20 protein-coding genes are annotated in these 22472 nt (G+C 69.5%); 18 read left to right on the forward strand and 2 right to left on the reverse strand.

Annotated features, from left to right (window positions below; genetic code table 11):
• Positions 1–112: 112 nt before the first annotated feature.
• From AB0J36_RS13390 to AB0J36_RS13410, 5 genes are all read left to right on the forward strand, one after another.
• Entirely contained in the window at positions 113–328 is a 216-nt protein-coding gene (locus AB0J36_RS13390) for a DUF4253 domain-containing protein (protein ID WP_363660547.1), read from the forward strand.
• A 202-nt stretch (positions 329–530) separates the two neighbouring features.
• A complete protein-coding gene (locus AB0J36_RS13395; protein WP_357392462.1) occupies positions 531–1322 on the forward strand; it encodes an SCO2525 family SAM-dependent methyltransferase in 792 nt (263 codons plus the stop codon).
• A gap of 235 nt (positions 1323–1557) precedes the next feature.
• Positions 1558–3393 carry an SCO2524 family protein gene (locus AB0J36_RS13400; RefSeq protein ID WP_355047833.1) on the forward strand — a complete coding sequence of 612 codons (1836 nt, stop codon included), beginning with the start codon at positions 1558–1560 and terminating at the stop codon, positions 3391–3393.
• Positions 3394–4323, forward strand: coding sequence for an SCO2523 family variant P-loop protein (locus AB0J36_RS13405; RefSeq protein ID WP_355047832.1), 930 nt, complete (start codon positions 3394–3396; stop codon positions 4321–4323).
• Between the two features lie 5 nt (positions 4324–4328).
• Positions 4329–5285: an SCO2522 family protein gene (locus tag AB0J36_RS13410; protein ID WP_363660548.1), complete on the forward strand. Its 957-nt coding sequence runs from the start codon at positions 4329–4331 to the stop codon at positions 5283–5285.
• Positions 5286–5291: 6 nt separating this feature from the next.
• Here AB0J36_RS13410 and AB0J36_RS13415 read toward each other — a convergent pair whose 3' ends face one another.
• Entirely contained in the window at positions 5292–6248 is a 957-nt protein-coding gene (locus tag AB0J36_RS13415; protein ID WP_355047830.1) for an SCO2521 family protein, read from the reverse strand.
• Between the two features lie 295 nt (positions 6249–6543).
• On the opposite strand from AB0J36_RS13415, the gene AB0J36_RS13420 reads away from it, so the two are divergent.
• The 10 genes from AB0J36_RS13420 to AB0J36_RS13465 all read left to right on the forward strand — a co-directional run bounded on the left by AB0J36_RS13420 (position 6544) and on the right by AB0J36_RS13465 (position 18771).
• Positions 6544–10758: a HEAT repeat domain-containing protein gene (locus AB0J36_RS13420; RefSeq protein ID WP_363660549.1), complete on the forward strand. Its 4215-nt coding sequence runs from the start codon at positions 6544–6546 to the stop codon at positions 10756–10758.
• Positions 10759–10836: 78 nt separating this feature from the next.
• Complete coding sequence (locus tag AB0J36_RS13425; protein WP_363660550.1) at positions 10837–12636, forward strand: RyR domain-containing protein; 1800 nt, start codon at positions 10837–10839, stop codon at positions 12634–12636.
• On the forward strand, positions 12626–13138 hold the full coding sequence (locus AB0J36_RS13430) for a hypothetical protein (protein WP_357124936.1): 513 nt from the start codon (positions 12626–12628) through the stop codon (positions 13136–13138). The genes AB0J36_RS13425 and AB0J36_RS13430 overlap by 11 nt, the downstream gene beginning before the upstream one ends.
• A gap of 126 nt (positions 13139–13264) precedes the next feature.
• Complete coding sequence (locus tag AB0J36_RS13435) at positions 13265–13753, forward strand: hypothetical protein (RefSeq protein ID WP_357392458.1); 489 nt, start codon at positions 13265–13267, stop codon at positions 13751–13753.
• A gap of 272 nt (positions 13754–14025) precedes the next feature.
• Positions 14026–15279, forward strand: a complete 1254-nt coding sequence (locus AB0J36_RS13440) for an MFS transporter (RefSeq protein WP_363660551.1) — start codon at positions 14026–14028, stop codon at positions 15277–15279.
• Positions 15280–15480: 201 nt separating this feature from the next.
• Positions 15481–16347, forward strand: a complete 867-nt coding sequence (locus AB0J36_RS13445; protein ID WP_357392456.1) for an MFS transporter — start codon at positions 15481–15483, stop codon at positions 16345–16347.
• Positions 16245–16676 carry an MFS transporter gene (locus tag AB0J36_RS13450; RefSeq protein WP_357392455.1) on the forward strand — a complete coding sequence of 144 codons (432 nt, stop codon included), beginning with the start codon at positions 16245–16247 and terminating at the stop codon, positions 16674–16676. The genes AB0J36_RS13445 and AB0J36_RS13450 overlap by 103 nt, the downstream gene beginning before the upstream one ends.
• 216 nt (positions 16677–16892) lie before the next feature.
• Positions 16893–17600 carry an SDR family oxidoreductase gene (locus tag AB0J36_RS13455; protein WP_357124924.1) on the forward strand — a complete coding sequence of 236 codons (708 nt, stop codon included), beginning with the start codon at positions 16893–16895 and terminating at the stop codon, positions 17598–17600.
• Between the two features lie 206 nt (positions 17601–17806).
• Complete coding sequence (locus AB0J36_RS13460; RefSeq protein ID WP_357124921.1) at positions 17807–18373, forward strand: DM13 domain-containing protein; 567 nt, start codon at positions 17807–17809, stop codon at positions 18371–18373.
• Positions 18316–18771: an alpha/beta fold hydrolase gene (locus AB0J36_RS13465; RefSeq protein ID WP_357392454.1), complete on the forward strand. Its 456-nt coding sequence runs from the start codon at positions 18316–18318 to the stop codon at positions 18769–18771. The genes AB0J36_RS13460 and AB0J36_RS13465 overlap by 58 nt, the downstream gene beginning before the upstream one ends.
• Before the next feature lie 355 nt (positions 18772–19126).
• Here the strand turns inward: AB0J36_RS13465 and AB0J36_RS13470 are convergent, their stop codons facing one another.
• Positions 19127–19363 (reverse strand): 2TM domain-containing protein, encoded by a 237-nt coding sequence (locus AB0J36_RS13470; protein WP_357392453.1) that lies wholly within the window; start codon positions 19361–19363, stop codon positions 19127–19129.
• A 143-nt stretch (positions 19364–19506) separates the two neighbouring features.
• Here AB0J36_RS13470 and AB0J36_RS13475 point away from each other — a divergent pair, with 143 nt between their 5' ends.
• From AB0J36_RS13475 to AB0J36_RS13485, 3 genes are all read left to right on the forward strand, one after another.
• A complete protein-coding gene (locus tag AB0J36_RS13475; RefSeq protein WP_357124913.1) occupies positions 19507–20304 on the forward strand; it encodes an alpha/beta hydrolase in 798 nt (265 codons plus the stop codon).
• Positions 20305–20563: 259 nt separating this feature from the next.
• On the forward strand, positions 20564–21748 hold the full coding sequence (locus tag AB0J36_RS13480) for an MFS transporter (protein ID WP_357124910.1): 1185 nt from the start codon (positions 20564–20566) through the stop codon (positions 21746–21748).
• Between the two features lie 60 nt (positions 21749–21808).
• Positions 21809–22330 (forward strand): DUF4188 domain-containing protein, encoded by a 522-nt coding sequence (locus tag AB0J36_RS13485; protein WP_357124906.1) that lies wholly within the window; start codon positions 21809–21811, stop codon positions 22328–22330.
• Positions 22331–22472 lie beyond the last annotated feature (142 nt).

Below are 22472 nucleotides of genomic sequence, written 5' to 3' on the forward strand. Positions count from 1 at the left end.
GCATCCTAGGAGGATGCGTCGGGCCCCTCCAACCACATGCCGTTCGCCACGGGTTTCGGTGCGGGATCACCAACGAGACTGTGGCCTCTGCTCGTACTCGACGCTGACCGCGATGACGACCCGTTCTGCGTCGACGCCGAGTACGACCAGATCAGCACCGCCGAGCAGCACGACAGCGACGCGTTCCTCGCCGAGTGCTGGCGGGCGGGTGACCGCCGAACACTTCGCCTTCTGCCCGGACAACATCTGGCAGAGCAACACCGACACCTTCCGCACGTACGCCGAATCAGTCATGGGCGTGAACTGCTGGAGTTTCTGGTGGGACTGATGGCGAAGGCTGCTGCCCGCACGTGCCGGCCTTCATCGCGCGGCCGGCATGGCACCGGACCACCGTCCTGTCGTCGTCACTTCGGGCGGACGGCGGGCTTCCTGCACTTGTGAGCGCGCACCACCATCGATACATAATGGGCTGTGTACTGAGCGCCGCTTCAACGACCAATGTGATCCGCCGACCCGATGGAGGCCCGTCCATGGCGTTGACCCCGGCGACTGGGGGCGGTTGCGGCGAGTCGACGCCACGTTCGCCGATTCAGTCGCCGAGGCCGGTCAATTCCGACGTCGAGTGGGACAGCTTCGACCCGCAGGCGTATGTCCGGCACAACTACGCGGATCTGCGGCCTGACGATCGGGAGATCCTGTGCCGCATCCGAGACTTCTTCGGCGAGGCGAAGCTCTCCGACGCGCGGTGCGTCGACGTGGGGTCGGGGGCGAACCTGTACCCGGCGCTGTCGCTCCTCCCGTTCGCGAAGGCCGTCGACCTGTGTGAATGGTCGACGGCGAACGTGAACTGGCTGCGTACGCAGGTCGACAGCTACGACGAGCTCTGGGACCCGTACTGGCAGGTGTGCACGGAGCACCCGGCGTACGCGGCCCTGACGGATCCGCGTCGACGACTGGCACAGGTGGGCCGGGTGGTGCGGGCCAGCGTCTTCACCCTGCCGAGGCACGCCTGGAGCGCCGGGACGATGTTCTTCGTGGCCTGCTCCATCTCGGCGGACCAGGCCGAGGCCGAGCACGCGATCGGTCGGTTTCTGGACGCGCTGCGGCCCAGGTCGCCCTTCGCCGTGACGGTCATGCTCGGATCGGTCGGATACGACGTCGGTCGGCGGAGGTTCCCGGCCGTGGCCCTGCAGCGCGCCGACGTGGTGGCCACCATCGCGGCCGGCGCGGACGACCTGGACGTCCACGAGGTACGGCCCAAGCCGCCGCTGCGGGACGGATACGTGGGCATGCTGCTGGCCACCGGCCGGACCCGCGGATAGCGCCCATGCGTACCGGCGGAATGCGCCGACCTCGTGCTGTCGGCGCAGCGGGGCGGCGGGGCATTCCCCCCGCGTCCGATTGGCCGGATTGCCGACACGCGGCCATCGAAGCCTTTCAAGTGCCACTCGACTGGCCCGCTACCATGACGTTGTACGGCACCGTGGATCATCGTGGGCACGGCTATAGCAGCGGTTTCAAGTCGACGACTACAACAGACGGCGGTGGATCATGCGGATGCAGCCTCGCCAGGAGATCCTCGACATCTGGCGGGCTACGGTTCGCAGTTGCTGGGCGAACGGTGAATGGCACTGGGGCGGCCGAAGTGGTACCAACTCGATCAGCGACGCGGAGCAACTACTGACCCTGTTGCTCCCCGCGGCCAAGGTCCCCGTGCTGTCACTTGACGACCCGGACCGCGCCGACGAAGAGGTGATCGAGGCGCTCAGCCCGCTCGGCGGCGCGATCGAGATTCCCCGCCGGCTGGTCAGCGTGATGATCGACTATTTCCGGCGGTACACCGACGACGCCGGCACTCCGATCTTCGGCGGCGGCAGTTACCTCACCCCGCTGGAGGGTGGTCCGGAGCTCACCGAGGAGCAGCGTTCCCAGGACATCGTCGACTCGTTCGCGGTGTCGGTCACCCTCACGTTGGCGACGATCGGTTTCGTCAAGGTCTACCGGGGGTCCACCCAGCGGCGTGACCTGTTGGCGCAACTGGACGAACTGGAGGCCATGGCGAGCGCGCGCCTCACGGCGGCGATGGTCGGCCTGCTCCGCAGCTTCAGCACCTTCGTCTTCACCTCCACCGACGAGTACGGCATTCGCCTGTGCGACATGGTCAATCAGGACGAGCTACCTCGCCGCGAGCTGGTGGCCGCGCTGCGCGAGCAGTTGCGGGACACCATGGCGAGCCTGCGTAGCGTGGTCATCGGTTCGGGTCGGGTGACGGAGGACCTGGACAACAGCGAGATGCTGTTCGAGTGCGGCTGGTCGTGGGGGCTCATCTCCGGGACCGAGGAGGTCCCGACCACCGAGCCGATCGGCCGACAGCGTGCGGGCTCCGCGGAGAACGCCCCCTACCTCTACTTCACCGTGATCGCGATGGACGCCATCGAGGACCTGAACTCCGAACGCACCCGGCTGCTCGGATTGCTCAACGAGGAGCAGCAGCGGCTGTCCCGGGCGCTGCAACTTCGCTGGGAGCTCACCCGGACGTACTGGGCGACGGTGGCGACCTTCGGCAACCGACGACGGTGGCCCATCGAGGACATTCCCTGGCGGACGACCGATGGTGACCGGACCGACTACTACACGCTCCAGACGACGTCGCTCGCCGTGAAGGGTCTGCTCGCCGTCGGGCGCGGCGGTGACGAGGAGCTCGGGCGGATCGCCTCGGTACTGGTGGAGCTGGCGCAGCGCGCGCGGATCACCCGGCGGGCGTCACCCGGCGAGCCGGCGCTGTTCGTGCACGCGCCCGGCAAGCAGGTGACCCTGAACGACGACACGTCGAAGCCGATCATGACGTGGAACGTCAACGAGTTCTCCGTGGTGCTGCTACAGCGGGCGGCCGCCGTCGCCGGTCTGCTGAGCAACGCCCGTCAGCGCAGTGAACTACTCGAGCTGGCCGACGAGGTGTGGGATCACCTGCTGCTGCGGCGCATCCCGGACGGCCGGCACCAGGGGCTGTGGGACCACGCCAGTGGCGCCTTCCCCGGCCTGGCGCCGAAGCCGAACGCGCCCTCCTGGTATCTGACCGTGCGGGTGGCGCAGGCGCTGGTCACCTCCGGTCAGCTGCTGTGGGAGCGACCGTTCCCACGAGCCGGCCGGCTGGCCGACTACGCACAGGATCTCATCGACGAGGCCGAATACCTGTTCGACCGGGAGTTGATGCGCGGCACCTTCGACGGTGAGGCGATGCAGCGCAGCATGCGCAGCATCCGAGCCAGCCTCGGCCGGGCACAGTTGCTGGTCGACGAGCGGCCCGGCACGGCGGCGGCGCTGGTGAACACGCTTCTGCTGCTCCTCAACGACGTCGCCACCGGGCAGCAGAAGGCCAGCGAGGGGATCTGAATGCTGGTCTTCGTCACGTCGCACAAGGGCGGCACCGGCCGGTCGGTGACCGCGGCGAACATCGCCTATCGCAGCGCGTTGTCCGGTCACCCCACCTGCTACCTGGATTACGACTTCGGCTCGCCGACCGCCGGCATCACGTTCCAGATACCCCAGGCCGTCAACGGTGTGGAGGGCGCCGGGCCCAACGGTGGCGGCCTGCACCGATATCTGCGCGGGGAGATCCCGTCTCCGGAGCAGTTGGACGTGTGGGGCACCTCCGAACGTGCCAGCCTGCGTCAGCGGCCCATCGGGTCCGGTCCGCTGGTGCTCCTGCCGGGGCAACGCAACGGCAGCGAGTTCGGTTTCACCAACGACATCGCCAAGCGCTGCGCCGAGCTCTTCCTCCGACTGGAGGAGGAGTTCGACCTGACCCTGGTGGACCTCAGCGCCGGCCGGTCGTACGCCAGTCAGATCGCGCTGGCCGCGACCGCGACCTCGACCCTGCGCAAGGTCGCCGTACGCTGGCTGGTCTTCCACCGGTGGACTCCCCAGCACGTCACCGCGGCGGCGGACCTGGCCTTCGAGGCGGGTGGGATCGTGGCCATGGGCAAGGAGTACGGCCACGAGCCGGAGAGGCTACGGGAGTCGCTGCGCTTCATCCGGACGGCGGTGATCGACTCACGTGGCCCCGAGGTCGGCCATCTCGGCCTCGCCCAGCAGGCCTTCCTGCGCAAGTGCGACGCGGAGCTGTCGGAGCTGGCCCGACGACGGGGTGTCGGACGTACGACACTTCTCGGCGTGGTGCCGCTGGATCCTCTGCTGCAGTGGCGGGAGCAGCTGATCTCCGACCACGACGTGCAATCCAAAATTGCCAACGTCAAGACGGTGGACGCCTTCGTTGACCTGACTGAGAAGCTTTTCGACGAGACGGCATGGGACACCGCGTGATCGGCATGGATGTCAGGTTCCAGGAGGCAGCTGCGGTGCGTCGTACAGAGAGCGTGGCGTACTCGCATCTGTCCGTGGAGCTGGGGCATTTCTACGCGGAGGACTTCGGCGACGGGTGTGCGGAGCTGAGGCGCAAGTTCGAGCGGATCGCGGACTGGTCGGCCGCGATCCCGGCGCTGGCCCGACGCGGGCTGCCCGCATCCCGGGAGCCGCGGATCAGCACCTGCTTCATGTTGGACGACTACTTCCACCGCTTCGGCACCCCCCGCGAGGTGATTCCGCAGGTGCAGAGCGCCGCGGCGGAGCACGGCCTGACCTTGGACTACGTGGCCCGGGAGTCCAGTTTCGCCCGGCACGACGGCGCCGAGCTGGCCCGGTTGGTGGTCGACACACTGGTGGTGGAACCCCCTCGGGGCACCACCGGGAGTCGTCCCCCGTTGAGCGAGTCGGGCTGGCTGTCCAACGGTAAGCGGTCCCCCGGGCACGTCGACGCGCCGGCGATGACCCTGCCACGTCCGTGGTCTCCGCCGTTGCAGTCCGGCGATCCCCGGCACTCCATCTTCGTCGACATCGAGCTCTGGTCCGACGAGCCGAACGCCCGGGTGTGGGCCTGCGCCCTGCTCGCCTCGGTCTGGCAGATGACCCGACTCGGCGTGCTACGGCATCGGGGCGAGACGATGACGCAGCCGCGCCAGCTCGCCGGCGAGCTGCCGACGGACTGGGACGAACTGCCGGCGATCGTCCAGCTCAACCCGACGGCCGCGCCGTTCTGCGCGTATCGCACGCTGACCCTGATGGGCACCGAGTACCTGCCGGTGGAGCTGGCCGTACGGACCATCCTCGGCCAGGTGGCGGTGCCGCAGGTGGTCGCGCAGCAGGTCGCCAAACGGGCCGGCGGCGAGGGCCTGCAGCTACCCAGTGAACTGGTCGACCGGCTGAGCTACGTGTTCATCAGCGACTGAGTGTGCTCAGCGCCCGCACGGCTCGTCGACGGCCATCCGGCCGGCCAGGTCGCGAAGCAGAGCCATGTTGCTCACGCTGATCTGGTCCCGGATCCAGTTGACCGACGAGTTCCACTGACGGCTGAAGCCGGGTACCTGCTCCAACTGGTCCCAGATCGGCCGCAGTCGCGGGTGCACCCGCGCGCCCGGCAGCCACAGGTGCAGCAGGTGCTCCAGCACCGGACGCAGCCGCTCGACATGCTCCTGCCCGGAGGCCGATCGGGTGACCGCGGACTCCACCAGCGAGGACAGGATGGTCAGCAGCCAGTCGTGCAACGCGAGGTCTTCGCAGAGCCCCGCCACGGCCGCCGGCACGTCCTGCGGGGCGAGCACGAGTTCGACCGTACGCAGGGTGGGTGAGTCCACGGTGACCACCGCCGAGACGTCCCGGTTGGGACGCTCGTCCGTCTGCGCGGTCCAGCGCAACCGTGTGCGGGCGGTGCGCAGGGGCGGGCGCCGGTCCAACAGGTCGGACATCTGCACACCGTCGAGCACCCTGCCGGTGATCGCCTCCAGGTTCAGCACGTCGGCGTTGTTGCCGTGCAGGAAGCCCGCGCTCAGGTCGGCGACGTCCAGCTTGCCGACCGTCTCGAGGACGCCGGGGTTGGCCAGGTAGTGCGACCACGGCCGACGGCGTTGCCCGGCGACGACGTGGATGACCGAGGAGGCCTGCACGATCCGGCCGCCGGTGATGATGGCCCGGGTGAGAACCGCGCCCACCCCACGTAACTGGCGCTTTCTGGCGCTCGGGAGCCAGCAGTCGACACCGGTGCGAACATCGGGTGACACCGCGTACAGCGATGGACGCCGGGAGGTCAGCACGGCCTCGCCCTCGATCAGGCTGAGCACGTCGGCGCTCTGCTCCTGGGCCAACGCCGTACTGTGCTGCAGAAGACTGGTGTGCACCTCACCGACCGTGAGCATGGCTTCCTCCGCGACGCTGCCACCGACCCGCGTTCGTCCCGCGTACGCGGCTCATGCTGATTGACGTACACCCCTCGCGACCGGCACTGACCCGGATCCGCATCGGACAACCGCAACTCCACGAGTACGCGATTCGACCGCCGGATTCGTTTCCGTTGGTGGCCATCATAGGCCCGGGGTCGGCGGGAATCCCATGCACGGCGGGCGTTCGGAGTGTTCGCGGGTCGGACGGACGTGACAACGACTGATATTTTCGATGATGCGGTCGCCAGCCACCCCCTGGAGTTTGCCGTTCATGAAGGTCTACATTTCGGCCACCCAAAAGGACTTGCTGGAATACCGCGCTGCCGTGCACGCCGTGGCTCGCCGTCTGGAGATCGACGACGTGGCCATGGAGGCGTACGGCGCCGACATCCGGCCGCCGCTGGAACGCTGCCTCGCCGACGTGCGCCGGTGCGACCTCTACGTGGGGCTGTTCGCCTGGCGGTACGGGTTCCGACCGCCGGGCCAGGAGTCCTCCATCACCGAGTTGGAGTACCGGGAGGCGCTCGCGGCGGGAAAGCCGTGCCTGGTCTTCCTGCTCGCGGAGGACACACCCTGGCCGGTCGACATGATCGACCGCGATGCCGACTGGCAGCAGATCGTCGCGTTGCGCCGTGAGCTCAAGGAGCGCCACCTCTGCGCCTTCTTCTCCGGCGTGGACGACCTCACCGCCAAGGTGACCGCCGCACTGGCCGACGTACGCAGTGGCAGATCCCCGGCGCGCGAGCCGGCCGACCCGGACACTCATCTGCCGACGGTGGTGCGCAATCAGTACTACAAGCAGTTGTCGCTGCGATACCACGCCGTCTCGGTGGACGCCGTCTCACCGCGTCCCACCATCGGCTACCTCACCGTCGGGCTACCCAACGTGTTCGTGGAGCCCCGCGTCCACGAGGACGCGCGACCCGAGATGCCGCTGGCGTGGTGGCGTTGGGCCGGGTCCACGCCGGGCGGCGACGTCGGCGGGCTGCCCGGGGTGGTGAACCCGGAGGAGGTGGAGCGGCTCTGGGAGGAGTACGCGGCAAAGGACGAGCTGTCGTTGTTCGACGTGGTGTCCGACCCGGGGCGACGCACGATCGTGCTGCTGGGCGACCCCGGCTCCGGCAAGTCCGCGGCCGCGCGGTACCTGGCGCTGACGCTGGCCGGGGTCTGCGTCGAGCCTCGACTGAGTGCGCTGGACCGGTACCTACCCGTCCTGGTCGAGCTGCGCTCCTACGCCACCCATCACGGGGACGGCCGGTGCGACGGTTTGCTCGACTACGTCGGCCACCGCCACCAGCAGGGGCTGGCCGGTATCGACCAGGACGTGCTGGAGGCGTACCTGCGCCAGGGCGGCCAGGCGCTGTTCCTCTTCGACGGCCTGGACGAGGTCTTCGACCCGGCGCAGCGGGAAGAGGTGGCTGCGCAGATCGCCACGTTCGCCAACGAATACCCCGGGGTGCTGACCGTGGTCACGTCGCGGGCGGCCGGCTACCAGCGGCACACGTTCGCCAACGCGGGCTTCGACCACTTCACTCTGGAGGATCTCGACGACGAGCAGATCGCGCGGTTTCTGGACAACTGGTACCGCTACGTGATGCCCACGTCGGCTGCGGAGGCGGAGCGGCAGCGGCGGCAGATCCTCGACGTGGTGAGCAGTTCCCGGGCGATGCGCGAGATCGCCGGTAACCCCCTGCTGCTGATGCTCATGGCGATCGTCGGGCGGGGTCACCCGCTGCCGCGCAACCGACGCCGGCTCTACGCGCACGTGACCGACGTACTGATCTCGGAATGGGATGTGACCAAGCAACTGCGCGAGAGCCACGGCGACGTGCCGTCGCTCGACCTACAGGCGAAGCGTCGGCTGCTGCGTCGCCTGGCGTACTGGATGCAGTTCCGCGAGTCCGGCCCCGCCGGCAACTACATTGAGTCCGACGAATTGGCGCGCATCTTCCGCGACAACCTCGTCGAGTTATACGGTTTCGAGAATGAGCGGGCGCTCGCCATGGCCTACTCGATGATCGAAAAATTGCGGCAGCGAAGCTTCATCCTGGAGCGTTACGGCCTACGACTGTTCGGGTTCGTGCACCGCGCGTTCCTGGAGTTCTTCTGTGCCGAAGAGATCGTGGACAGATACGAGCGCGATCCGTCCGCCGCGGGCCTCGATCATCTGCGTTCGTTGTTTCGCGGGCGCTGGGCCGAGCCGTCGTGGCGGGAGGTGCTTCGACTGGTCGCCGGCGCCCTGCCCGCCCGGGTCGCCAACGAGCTGGTCACCCTACTCGCCACCGAGGCCACCCAACTGTGGCCGCCGCTGAACCTGACCGGGCCGCCGTGGAACCTGGTGCTGGCGGCGCAGTGCGTGGCCGAGGCGCCGCAGCCCGCCGAACTGGCCGGTGCGGGCGACGCCCTGCTGCGCCAGGTCGTGCGTCTCATCGAGCATGGCATCTCCGCCGACGACCCGAACCTGGTGGATCTCACCGAGCAGGATCTGCTGTCCTCCATCCGGACTCTCGGCCCGGGTTGGCCCGGCCGGGAGGTCTTCCTGCACTGGTACCGCCGCCGCGGGGTCCGGACCAGTTGGCGATCCGGCTCTCCCTTCGCCACCAGGATCGCGGCGGTGCTGTCCACCGCCGACGAGCAGATGGAGGACCTGCTCGTCCGGGAGCTGGGGCAGGGCCGCGAACGGCAGGCGCGCCTCACGTTGGTCGCCGGGCTGGCCGAGGCCGCCGGCCGCATCGAGGCCACCGGCGGTAACAGTGGCCGATGCCGGGACATCCTGCTCGCCCAGGCGCAGGCCGAGGTCTCCACCGCGGTACGGCAGGCCGCCGTACGCGCACTGGTCGCCCACCTCGGCACCGGCCCCGATTTCGTGGACGTGCTGGGCGACCTCGCCAACTCTCCCGATCTCGCGGTGCGGGCGCTGGCCGTGCAGTCGCTCGGCACCCGGTCCGAACTCTCCGACGACGTGCGTCAGGTGTTGGCCAGGGCCACCGGGGACCCGGCCGTCGCGGTACGGCGAGCCGCCGCGGGAGTGCTCAGCACGCGCTGCGCCGACCTGCCGGACGCACCCGAGACGATGCAGCACCTGCTGGCGACCGACACCGATCCCGGTGTGGTGCAGTGCGTGCTGAAGCGTCTGCTGGCTCTGCCGGAGTACGCCGAGACCGCACGAGCCACGGCGTTGCGGCGGATCACCGGCGACTCCCCGGACGAGGTCCGACGCTGCATGCTGACCGGGCTGCTGCCGGAGCGACCCGGTCCAGAGGACACCGAGCTGTTGCTGAAGCTGGCCTGCTCGGACGCGTCCGCCCGGGTCCGCGCGGTCGCCGTACAGCGGTTGGCGCTCGTACCCGATCCGGAGGGGCGCTGCCGGGCGCGGCTGATCGACCAGATCGAGCAGGACGAGGAATCCTCCGTACGGGCCGCCGCGGTCTCCGCTCTGATCGACCGGGACCGCGCCGACGACACCGGGTGGACAGTGGTGGCCCGCTCTGCTCACGTCGACGAGGACGCGACGGTACGCCTCGCCGCGGTGCGCGCGCTGGCCGAGGCCTTCCCCGACCACCGCACCGGGGAGCTGCTGCTGGAGAGCGCTCGACGCGATCCGACCGCGAGCGTCCGGCTCGCCGCGGTCGAACTGCTCACCGGGCGACCGCTGTTCGGCCACGCGACCCGGGATCTGCTCATCAGCCGCGCCTCCCAGGAGCGGGACCCGATCGTCCGGCTACGGGTCACCCGTAGCCTGGCCCGCCTCGCCGACCCGCCGGACCTTGAGGTGCGGGAGTGCCTTGCCGAGCAGGTCAGTCGGGACCCCGACCCGAACGTGCTGTGCGCCGCCGCCCAGGCGCTCGCCCGCCACGGCAACGCCCCGGGCCTCATCGAGACCCTGTGCCGGCGGGCCCGCCGAGACAGCTACGTCGGCATCCGGTTGGCCGCCGTACAAACCCTCTGTGCGTACGGAAGCCCGGAACTGGTGACCGACGTGCTGCTGGAATGCGTCGAGTCCGACACCGACCCGACCGTGTTCGACGCGGCCGTACGCTGTCTGACCCAGCAGGGTTCGGCATCCATGGCGGTGACGCTGCGGCTCATGCGCCGCCTGTCGGACCAGGACCCGGCGATCCGCGCCCGCATCGCCGCCGCCCTCGGCGAGCACTTCGGCACCGACCCGGAGGTGCAGGTGCTGCTGGTCGGGCTGGTCCGCGACGATCCGGCGCTGGAGGTTCGCCGCCGGGCCGTGGAGCAGCTGGGTGCCAGTCTCGCCGGTCGCACGGGGGTACGGGACCTGTTGCTGCGGCTGGCCGACGACGATGACTGGGAGATCCGCCGGACCGCGCTGCTCGCGTTGACCCGGCACTACGACGGGGACACCCGGACCCGGGAGGTGCTCGTACGGCTCGCGCATCAGGAGGACGACGGCGCCGTGCGGCGGCTGGCCGGGCAACTGCTGGCCACGCTGCCCGACACCCGACCCGACGACTTTCCGTAGCCGAACCGGGGCCGTCGGTGCACACCCGCGTGCGCGTCGAGCGACAGCCCGATCGACCTCGTCAAATACCATGGACTCATGACGGATCCGGTCGCCGGCTCGTCCCGCCCGACCGGCTGGAGTCTGCGAGTCCTCTTCGGCTTGATCGGGCTGGCTGCCCTCGTCCTCGGCTATGTCGGCTTCGAGCGCCTGCTCCAAGCCCGTCCGGACGTCGCCCACGATCCGTACGACGTGCTCTACTACGACCTGCAACTCTTCGTCTTCGGCGCCGAACCCTTCCAGAACGCCGGCCCCTACCCGTGGCAGCTGCAGGTCGCCCGGTTCGCCGCCCCGCTGTTCACGCTCCTCGCCGTGGCCGAGGCCAGCCGGCTGCTGTTGGCCGCCGAGAGTCGCCGCCTGCGCGCCCGGCGGGCACGTGGTCACGTCCTGGTCTGCGGCGACTCCCAGTTCGCCCACATGCTCGCCGACCGGCTCTTCGCCGACGGTGAACGTGTGGTGGTGGTGCGCTCCGAGCCGTTCGGGCCGCTGGAGTACCGGCGGCGCCGGTACCTCGGCGTGGTCGGCGACCCGACCAGCCCCGAGGTGCTGCGCGGCGCCGGACTACCCCGAGCCCACACCATCTACGCCTGCAGCGAGGACGACGACCGCAACCACGCGATCGCCAACACCGCCAACCGGCTCATCCAGGAACGACGACAACCACCGCGGGTCTACATTCTGGTTCACGACGCGGAGATGTGTCTGTCCCTGCAGGCCCGACGGCTCGGCGCCGCCGGTTCCAGCCGGCTGCGGCTGGACTACTTCCACGTCGACGACGTCGCCGCACGCGCGCTGCACCGACACCACCCGCTGCCCGGCGCGGGAGTCCGACCAACGAGGATCCTGATCGCGGGCACCGGCACCTTCCGCCGGGCGCTCCTGGTGGAGACCGCCCGGCACTGGCGTGCGTTCCGCGCCGACACCCCCGGGGGCCACGCCGCGCCACCCCTGCGGGTGGACGTCGTGGCACCGGATGCCGGTTCCGAGATCGCGCTGGCGTCCTCGCGTTACCCGTTCCTGGCCACCGTCTGCCAGATGACCGCGTACGACCTGGATCTCGACGGCGTCGTCGGTCTCGGCCGCGACCGCTACGACCGCATCTACGTGTGCGCGCCGGACGAGATCAACGGCCTGCAGTTCGTGCTGGACACGCCGGCCCTGTGGCAGGGCGCCGAGAGTGCCGTGTTCGTGCCCGTCTACCGGCAGGCGGCGCTCGCCGCGGCTTTTCACGGCGACTCCCGGCACGACCTGCTCGACGAGGTGCACGGCAAGCTCCGCCTCTATCCGGTGCTCGCCCACGCCTGCGACGCCCGGCTGATCGCCGAAGATCTCACCGAGCGGTTGGCCCGGCTGATCCACGAACGGTACGTCCAGGCCCAGCAGCGCGCCGGGATACGACTCGGCGACGCCTCGGCGATGGTGGACTGGTCACGACTACCCGAGTCGTTGCGGCGGGCCAACCGGGCCTACGTCCAGGACATCGCCGCCAAGCTGTTGGATCTCGGTTGCGTCGTGGCGCCCCGGCACGGCGGCACCGTTGACGCCTCGGCCGCCGGGCAGGCCATCGACGACGGGATCGAGGAACTCGCCCGCCTGGAGCACGAGCGGTGGTGCCGGGAACGGCGCGGGGACGGTTGGACGTACGGCGACCCGCGCGACGACGCCCAGCGACGGCACCCCGCCCTGCGGCCGTGGGACGAGCTGCCGTCCCACGTACGGGAGCAGAATCGCGAGGGGGTCCGGGCACTGCCTGACGTGCTGTCCGACAGCGGGTTCGAGCTGATCCGGTTGGCACCCCCGGTGCCCACTCAGCGGACAGGCCCGACGGATGCCGCCTGACCTCGACCCGGTCCGCGTCGGCGTGACCGGGCACATCAACCTGACCCGCGACACCGAACTGCTCGTCGCCGCCGCGCTCCGCGTCGAGCTGGGCCGGATCAGCGACCGGCCGGTACACGGCGTGACCTGCTTGGCGGCCGGCGCGGACCAGGTCTTCGCGCGCACGATCCTCGACCTGGGCGGCACCTACGAGGTGATCCTTCCGGCCCTCGACTACCGGCTCGCGGTCATCAGGCCGGAGAATCGGCTGGTCTTCGACGAGCTGCTCGACCGGGCGGTCGCGGTCGTCCACACCGGACACGACCGCTCGGACACCGCAGCGTACGTGGTCGCCAACCGGGAACTGGTCCGACGGGTGCAGCGACTCGTGGCGGTGTGGGACGGCAGACCTGGCCTGCACCCCGCGTCGACGGACCGGACCATCGAGTGGGCGCGGCGCCACGGCGTCCCGACCACGGTTCTCTGGCCCGTCGGCGCCCGTCGAACGCCCATCGAGGGTTGACGAGCCGGTCCTGCTGTCGATCGACGACGCACCGGCTAGAGCCGCCGTTGGCCCGATAACTGGTCCCACCCGATCGACTGCGGCTGGTAGCGTGCGCCGATCATGAAGATCACGGGGGAAACATCGATGAACCGAACTCGACTCGTCCTGACTGGCCTGGCCGTCGGGGCGGCGTTCGCGATGTCCGGCTGCGATCCGCAGCCCGAATCCGAGAGCACCGCGACCGCGCCATCTCCGGCGGCCTCGAGCGCCGCCCCGACCGGCGGTCCGGCCACCACCGCAGCCAGCAGTGCGGCCAACGACGCGGCCACGGTGCAGGCCTGCGCCGACATCAACAAGGACATCAAGGACAACGCCACCAAGATCGCCAAGGCCGAGAAGATCGGCCCGCCGGCCGGGCACTTCGCGGTCAGCGCCCAGTGGGTCGCCGGCTCGGTCGCGATCCTGGCGCACACGATAGGCGCCAACGACGTGGTCACCACCGCCTCCGAGAAGATCCAGAACGAGATGATGGCCCTGAGCGACGCGTACAACAAGTCCGCCGACGCCAAGCCCAGCAAGAAGGCTCTGGAAGCAGCCCTCAAGGAGTTGGACTCCGCCTGCTCCGCCGCCTGACCGGTTCGACTACCGATCGGCGGTGACCCCCACTCGGACGGTCACCGCCGATTCGCATGTGATGCGACCTCCGGCACCCGCATCAGCGGCCGCTGAACAACCCACGGAGGCCCACGCGACGAACGGCGGGCCTAACCAACTGCCGGCGCAGTGCTATGGCCTGTTTCCGAAGGGCGTTCGAGATGCCCCTCAACGGTGCGGTGGGACCGTGGGTCGGAACGGCGGCTGGGGGGTAAGTCCCAGCAGATGGCGTAGCGGGAGGAGCAGCGACGGTGGCCCGAGAGGGGATGACGCTCACCGATGCCGGCGCGGACCAGCGCGATACCGGCGGCGAGCGGAGCAATCTGGTCCGATATTCGCTGCTCGCCTCACTCGCCCGGCTGGCCGACGAGGGTGCCCGCGTGGGGCTCGTCCTGCTCGCCGTCGAGACCACGCGGAGCGCCGGGTTCGGCGGCCTGCTGGTCGCTGCGCTCATGGTCCCGCACGTGGTCGCGGCGCCGCTGGTCGGCGCGGTGGCCGACGCCACCTCCCGGCGCAAGGTGTTCTACAGCGGTGCGCTTCTGGTGTACGCCACAGCGCTCGCACTGACCGCGGTGGCCACCGGCTCGTCTCCCCGATGGGTGGCCGTCGCCGCCGCACTGGCTGCCGGTTGCGTCGGCCCGTTGCTCAGCGGCGGGCTCACCAGCCTGCTCAACGAGCTCGTCCCCGGGCGCCTGCGCAGCGCGTACGGCGTCGATTCGACCCTGTACGGCCTGGCGGGCATCGTCGGACCGTCGGCGGCGGCGGTGTTGGCCGGCGCGTTCGGCGGCCGGATCGCGGTATTCTGCCTCGCCGGCTCGGCCGCCGCCGCCTCGTTGCTGCTGTGGTCGCTGCCGGTGGCGCGACGCGAGCGCTCGGAGAGGTATCACCTGCGCGGGGCCGACTTCCTCGCCGCCGCCAAGGTCATCATCAGGCGGCCGGCCCTCGGCTCGGTCACGCTGGGCAGCTGCCTCGGGCAGCTGGGCGCCGGCGCGCTACCGGTGACCGCCGCGCTGATGGCGCAGCGCGTCCACAGCACCTCGCTGACCGGTGTCATCCTGTCCCTCATCGCGCTGGGCGCGCTGGCCGGATCACTGCTGTATGTGTACTTCCCACTGCGCTCGTGGCTGCCCGAGAACGTCATCCTCGTCTGTCTCCTCGCGACTGCCGTCCCGTTCGCCGCAGCCGCCGCGTTCCACACCACCCCTGCCGTCTACCTGCCTGCCTTCGCGATCAGCGGCCTGGTCAACGGCCTGATGTTCTGTTCCCTGCTGGTGGTGCGTGGCCGGGAGGCGCCGCCCGAGCTGCACACCCAGGTGTTCACCGTCGGTGCCGGCCTGAAGAGCGCGTCCGGCGCCATCGGATCCGCGTTGGCCGGCGGGGCGGCCGGTGCCGGCGTGGCTGTCCTGCTGGGCGGGGTGAGCCTTTGCCACGCGCTCGGCGGGCTCCTGGGCGCCGCGGTACTCCGCGCGCCGCGTCGACGCCCGACGGACCCGGAAAACCAGTGACGCAACGCCGGCATCGGTGGGAGCACCCGGTGGTCGCCCACTGGTCTTTCGAGGCGCTCGTCAACCACCGTGCTGGACGAGCCCGACCGACGCATCCGCGACGTCGCCTGCTCGACATGGACGCGGCGCATCTGGCGAAGGAGTGATCACATCAGTCAACCGACGACCGAGGCCGACCCCTCGACAGACCGGCGGACGGCGGTGGCGGCACTCGTTGCGCTCGCCGTGGGGGCGTTCTGCTACGTCGCGATGGAGACGATGCCCGTCGGCCTCCTCCCCTTGATCTCGGAGGAGCTCGGGGTGTCGCTCGCCGACGCCGGGATGCTGGTGACCGGCTACGGGTTGACCGTCGCGATCGTCTCCGTGCCGCTGGCGTACGTCACTCGCCGCGTACCGCGACGGCTGCTGATATCCGTGCTACTGGGTGTCTTCGTGGTGGCGACCCTGCTGTCGGCGGTGGCGGTGGACTATGTGATGTTGCTGGCGGCGCGGGTCGTCGTGGCGCTCAGTCAATCGGTGTTCTGGGCGGTGGTCGGACCGGCGGCGGCCAGCCTCTTTCCGCAGCGGGTACGCGGCCGGGCCATGTCGACGGTCTTCGGCGGCTCGGCTCTCGCACCGATGCTCGGCGTGCCGGCAGGGACCTGGCTGGGCCAGCAGGCGGGCTGGCGCTGGACCTTCGTGGCACTGGCCGGCTTCGGCCTGCTCGCGCTCGGGCTGGTCGCCGTCCTGATGCCAACGACACCGGTCGGAGCCGCACACGCCGCGACCGGCACCGCGCCGAGCGTCCCGCGCTACTGGATCCTGGTCGCGACCACCGCCCTGTCCATTACCGGACTGTTCACCGCGTTCACCTACACCGCCCCGTTCCTCACCGAAGTGAGTGGCTTTCCCGCAGCGGCGATCGGCCCCCCCTGCTGCTGCTGCGCGGCCTGGTCAACTTTGGTGGCATCGCGGTCGCCGGTGCCGTGGTCGACCGCAGTCAACGGGGGACCATGGTGGGCTCGCTCCTCGCTCTCGTGGTCTCGCTGGTCGGCCTGTACCTGTTCTCCGGCTGGCCACCGGCTGTAGCCGTGATGCTCGCCCTGTCCGGCTTCGCGCTCGGCGCGCTGACCCCGGCCCTACAGAACCGGGTGCTGGAGGTGGCTCCCGGCAGTTCAGACCTGGCGTCGGCCGGGAACTCCGCTGCCTTCAACGTCGGTATCGCCGGCGGGGCGCTCCTCGGCGGAGCCCTGCTGTCCGGACCCGGCATCGCCGACACCGCACTGGTGGGTGGGCTGGTCGCCGCCGCTGCTCTGCTGCTCGCACTGGTCGAGCCGCTGATCGCCCGCGACGTTCATCGGCAGCAGGCCACCGAGGGGCCGCGTCGGTACGCCACCAGCCCGCACGCACCGCGGTGAGGAGGAAGCCGGCCAGGCTATCCGGACCAGCGGAGGCAACCACGTCCTGGCCGTGGGGAGATGGACGGTACGGGTGGAGCGCGGCGACCCGTCGGGCTTCATCAGTCGCTGTGCGGGTCGCCCTGAGCCGGGGGCTGCCTCCTGCGGACACGGGCGGCCGTGATTAACCTCGCAGCATTTGCCTCTAACGTCAACGTGAGGTTCTAGCGTGTTGGTATGGAAATCAACGGCTCAACAGCTCTCGTGACCGGCGCCAACCGCGGCCTCGGCAAGGCGTTCGCCGAGGCACTCCTCGCCCGCGGCGCCACCGTCTATGCGACCGCCCGGCGCGTGGAAAGCATCGACATTCCCGGTGCCATCGCCCTCCAGATGGACATCACGGATCCGGCGTCCATCGAGGCCGCGGCGGCCCAGGTGGGCGACCTCGACATCCTCATCAACAACGCCGGCACCTCCACGGACGCCCCGCTGCTCGGGCCCTCGACGGAGAACATCCGCAAAGACTTCGACACCAACTTCTGGGGAACCCTCAACGTCACCCGCGCGTTCGCGCCGAGGCTGGCCGGTGGCGCCATTCTCAACGTCATCTCCGCGTTGAGCTGGTACACCTTCTCCCCCGGCAGCAACGGCTACGCCGCCTCGAAGGCCGCGGAGTGGTCCCTGACGAACGGCATCCGACTCGAGTTGGCCGACCAGAAGACTCTGGTCACCGCCCTGGCGCTGGCGATCGCCGACACGGACATGATGGCCGGCATCGACATCCCCAAGCTCGCGCCCCACGAGGTGGTCACCCAGGCCCTCGACGGGCTGGAGGCGGGCAAGATCGAAGTCATCGCCGACAAGCCCACCGCCAACGTCAAGGCCTCGCTCTCCCGCGACCCCGCCCTCTTCTACGCCGACCTCGCCGGCAACCTCTTTGCGTGACTATCGCAGCGTCACGCAGGCCGGAGTAGACGACCTGGTCAGGGGCGTACGCCCGATACGGGGGCCGGCCTCCGGTGGAGCCGGCCCCCGTATCCGTGACGCCGCAACGGCCCACATCTTCGGCCGGATCGCCCCGCACGTGCCGTAAGCGATCGGTAATCCGGCCCTGCCTGGTCACGATGAGGTCCGGCGGCTTGACTTGAACCGTGACTCGCCGTCTTCTCCGCGCTCCTGTCGCCTGGATCGTCGTTGCCGTGCTCGGCATCGGTGCCGCAGGAGCGCTCTACTGGTTCCAACCGTGGCGGTTGTTCACCGACACGGTCGTGGCGGAGCCCCTCTCCACCGTCCCGCAGCCGTCTCAGTCCGCGCAGCCGTCTCGGTCCTCATCCGACGCCGCGGACGTCCCGGCCGCACCGATCGTTCTCGCAGAGGGAACCTTCATCACCCACGAGCACGACACCAGCGGCACGGTCCGGATGGTCCGCAACCCGGACGGCAGTCACCAGCTGGAGATCGACGGGCTGGACACCAGCGACGGCCCTGACCTACGGGTGTGGTTGTCCGATCAGCGGGTTCGCGCAGGCACCGCCGGCTGGCGGGTGTTCGACGACGGTCGGTACGCGGAACTGGGCAAACTCAAGGGCAACCAGGGCGATCAGGTGTACCGGCTGGCCGCCGGAGTCGACCCGGCGGAGTTCCGCAGCGTCAGCATCTGGTGCAAGCGCTTCGCCGTCTCGTTCGGCGCCGCGGAACTTGCCGCCGTCCCGTCATAGCTGGACGCGTCTGCGTCCTGAGCCCGGAACGATGCCCCCGCTCCGCGATCGACATCCGCGTCGAGATCGGTCGGGCCGTACGGGAGGCGTTATACGGCGACGTCGACGCGGCCACCGCCGATTCCGCCATCGACCTGCTCGCCCCGGCCGCGCCGGTCGGCATCGCGGCCGATGCCCCGGTCGTGACCCGCGAGCGCTACGGCTCGGTACCCAAGACGTACGTGGTCTGCACCAAGGAGAACGCCGTTCCGCCGGCGCCGCAACGACGGCTGATCGCCGAGATCGACGCCGTCTCGACGTCCCCGACCCAGGTGATCGAGCTGGACTCCGCACACTCGCCGATGCTCTCGCACCCGGACGACCTCGCCGCCGCCATCGGATCGGCCGGGCTCGGCTGATCACGGCCCACCCATTGCCCGCTCAGGCCGCGGTGAGCTTCCGGATCGACGGCGAAGCGCCGCGGCCTGAGGTGGGAAGCGCAATCAGGACCGACCGCCGCCCGGCCATACGTCGTAATTGACGGTGGTCCAGGAGATCCCCGGACCGAGGCGGGAACGGCTCGGTGCGCAGAGGCCCGCCCCGCAGGGCTCGGAGAACACCGTACGGATGGCCCAGATCGGTCCGGACGGTCCCATCGGCGGATTCTTCGCCGCTCGGGAAGTCCCCTGGTGACCCGTGCCGGCCCCGAACTGCTCGGCGCGAGCGCCCCGACCGTGAATGGATCACGGACGAACTCCGAGAGGAATGGCGCCGTCAGCGCCCCGGGCGCAGTTGCCAGGAGTTGTGCGAAGTGGACAGGAATCTCCGCACCGCCCAGAAGTGGAACGCCAGCCCGATGCTCCAGGCGACGATCGACCAGACCGGCCAGAAGAATTGGTCCGGGGTGACGAACCACCAGACCACGATTTGGGCGAGGTTGGCGACCACGTACCAGACGAAGTGGATCGCCAAGGCCCATTTGGCAGCGGTTTCGCTCTTCGAGAATGTCATGGCCGCAGACTAGGCCGAACGACTTGACGAACACGGAAATCGCCCGGCAGTCGAGCTGCATTCCCGTTCAGTGTCCGTCAAGCAACGCCTTTTAGGTTCAACCGGAATCTCTTCCGGAAACGACTACTGAAAGGCTCATATCAATGACGACAACCCGCCGAACACTGCTGGCCGGTGCCGCCGCGGCCGCCGCCGGGGCTGCGCTCGGGGCACCCGCCGCACAGGCCCACCCGCGACCCGCCAATCAGCCGAAGCCCACGGTGGTACTCGTGCACGGCGCCTTTGCCGATGCCTCCGGCTGGAACGACGTCGCCACTCGCCTCATCCGCGACGGATACCCGGTCATCGCTCCGGCGAACCCGCTGCGCAGCGTGGCCTCCGACTCCGCGTACCTGGCGAGCGTCCTCGCCACTCTGAGCGGCCCGATCGTGCTCGCCGCCCACTCGTACGGGGGGATCGTCGCCACGAACGCGGCGACCGGCAACCCGAATGTGAAGGCGTTGGCCTACGTGGCCGCGTTCGCGCCCGATCAGGGCGAGACGCTGCTGGGTCTACAGACGAAGTACCCGGGAAGCAAGCTCAATGAGGCGGCGCTGGACTTTCGGCCCTACGAGGCCGGCCTCGTCGACGGGTACATCAAACGGCAGTTCTTCCGGGAGGTGTTCGCCGCTGACGTGCCGAAGGCGACCGCCGAGCTGATGTGGACCGGGCAGCGGCCTGCCGACGCGCGCACTCTCGGGGAGCCGTCGGGCGTACCGGCCTGGAAGAACATTCCTTCCTGGTACCTCGTTGCCCGCAACGACCAGGTGCTGCCTGCCGAGGCGCAGCGGTTCATGGCAGAGCGGGCCGGCGCGCAGGTCCGGGAGGTCAACGCGTCGCACGTCGCCATGATCTCGCAGCCCTTCGCCGCGGCCGAACTCATCAAGCGCGCCGCGCGCTGACGAGGCGCAAGAGAGGGCTGGAGGCCGGCCCTCGACCGGCCAGGGCCGGGCTGGGGGTAGTCCACCAGCTCGGGGCCCTGGTCAGGCGCGACGGGAAGGTCACCTCGGTATTTCCCCGGATCTGCGTCGACCACCGGCCTACGGGCGTGCCCGAACCCCGCTCACACGAGTGAATCTGCGGAGGAACGCGATGCACCAGCAGGCATTTGAGGGTCAGTGTGCCGCCGCGGAGAACCGGCGCGCCTCGACCACACCACCCGTGAGACATCCGAAGCTGACGTTGCTGGCGCTGGCGCTGGGCACCTTCGCGATCGGTACCGGCGAGTTCGGTAGCAACGGCATCATCCAGCTCTTCGCGTCCGACCTGGACGTGTCTATTCCGGTGGCGACGTATGCGATCACCGCGTACGCCCTCGGAGTGGTGATCGGTTCTCCGACGATCATCCTGCTCGCCGCACGAACGAACAGGCGCCGACTACTGATCGGCCTGATCGGACTGTTCCTGGTCGGCAACGGGCTCTCCGCGCTGGCTCCTGACATCACGTCACTCGTCATCTTCCGATTCATCGCCGGGAGCGTGCAGGGTGCGTTCTTCGGCGCGGGAGCTGTGGTCGCCGCCTACGTCTACGGACCGGGAAGGGGCGGCAGGGCATTCGCCACCGTGATGGGAGGCCTGACCATCGCCACCATCGCCGGGTCCCCCCTGGGCACTCTCATTGGTCAGAACGCGGGCTGGCGTGTCATGTACTGGACCGTTGTCGCCGTGGGTCTGCTCGCTGGCGCCGCCCTCGTTGCCTGGCTGCCGCGCACCGACGAACTGCGCGGCAGTTCGGTCGCCAGCGAGTTGCGGGCGTTGCGTCGACCGAACGTATGGCTGATGGTCGTCGTCGCGGCGCTCGGCATCTCCAGCATCTTTGCCGTTTACACGTTCATCGGCCCATTCGTCACCGACGCCGTAGGGCGGGACGCCTCAGTCATTCCGCTCGCACTGGCCGTCTTCGGCCTCGGCATGGCGGTCGGCAACCATCTCGGCGGCCGCGTCGCCGACCGCTCGGCAGATCGCGGTCTGACCTGGGGCTACGGCGGCGCTCTGGCACTCCTCGTGCTGATCGGCGTCGCCGGCAGCAGCCTCGAGGTTCTGCTGCCGTGCCTGTTCGGCGTCGGCGCGACCATGATGTACGCGATCCCCAGCATCCAAGTACGGCTGACCAGCTTCGGCCCCGACGCCCCGACGCTGATGGGTGCCCTCAACCTGGCCGCTCTCAACCTGGCCAACTCTCTCGGCGCGATCGGCGGCGCGATCACCCTTGACGCCGGTTGGGGCACCCTGTCCACCGTCTGGGCCGGCTTCGTCCTCACCACCACCGGCCTGGTCCTGTACGTCACGACCGTCGCCCGACGCAGGCCAGCTCCATGGATGACGGCGCGCTTCATCGCGGGCTGATCGTCAACGACGAACAGCCCTCGCCCCCGCCCACTAGAACTCAGAACGAGGAGATTCACGATGAACACGAGTGTGAATCGGCAAACTGTCGACCTGTCGCCCTACCCGGACCTGGTGGTCGTCTATCTGGGCATGCGCGTCAACCGGCTCTTTGGCCTGCGGACGCTGATGGGTTACGGCCCGCAGATCGGCCGATCCGCCAGCGACAACCCCGAGGGTCTCCTTCGGCATGAGCCCCTGCTGTGGTCGCTGTTCCCGATGCACGTCGGCATTCGGCAATACTGGCGGGACCTGCCCTCCCTGTTGTCCTGGGCCCGTTCGGAACCACACCGGATCTGGTGGCGCAACTTCCTGCGCGACAGCGGCGGTACGGGCTTCTGGCACGAGACCTACCTACTCCGTGGCGGGATGGAGGCGGTCTACGACGACATCCCGAAGGAGCAGGGCTTTGCCGCCTTCGCTCCCGTACACCCCGCACGCGGTCCCCTCTTCAGTTCGGCCGCACGCGTCGGACGCCCCGAGGACAACGCCGCACCGGTCATCAGCGAAGACGAGCTCTACACAGCGGGATCCGGTCAGTAGGCAACACCGTTCCGCAATCGATCGTCACCTCGGCGATCGACCCGTCGCGGTGTTGCCGTGGGCCAGGGGCGGGGGGGCGCCCCCGGCGGGGGGGGGGGGGGGGCGGGGCGCGGAGAAGCGCGGGGCGGGGGCGCACCCCCCG

The organism is Micromonospora sp. NPDC049662, from assembly GCF_040675055.1.
In the GTDB taxonomy this organism is placed as follows: Bacteria; Actinomycetota; Actinomycetes; order Mycobacteriales; family Micromonosporaceae; genus Micromonospora.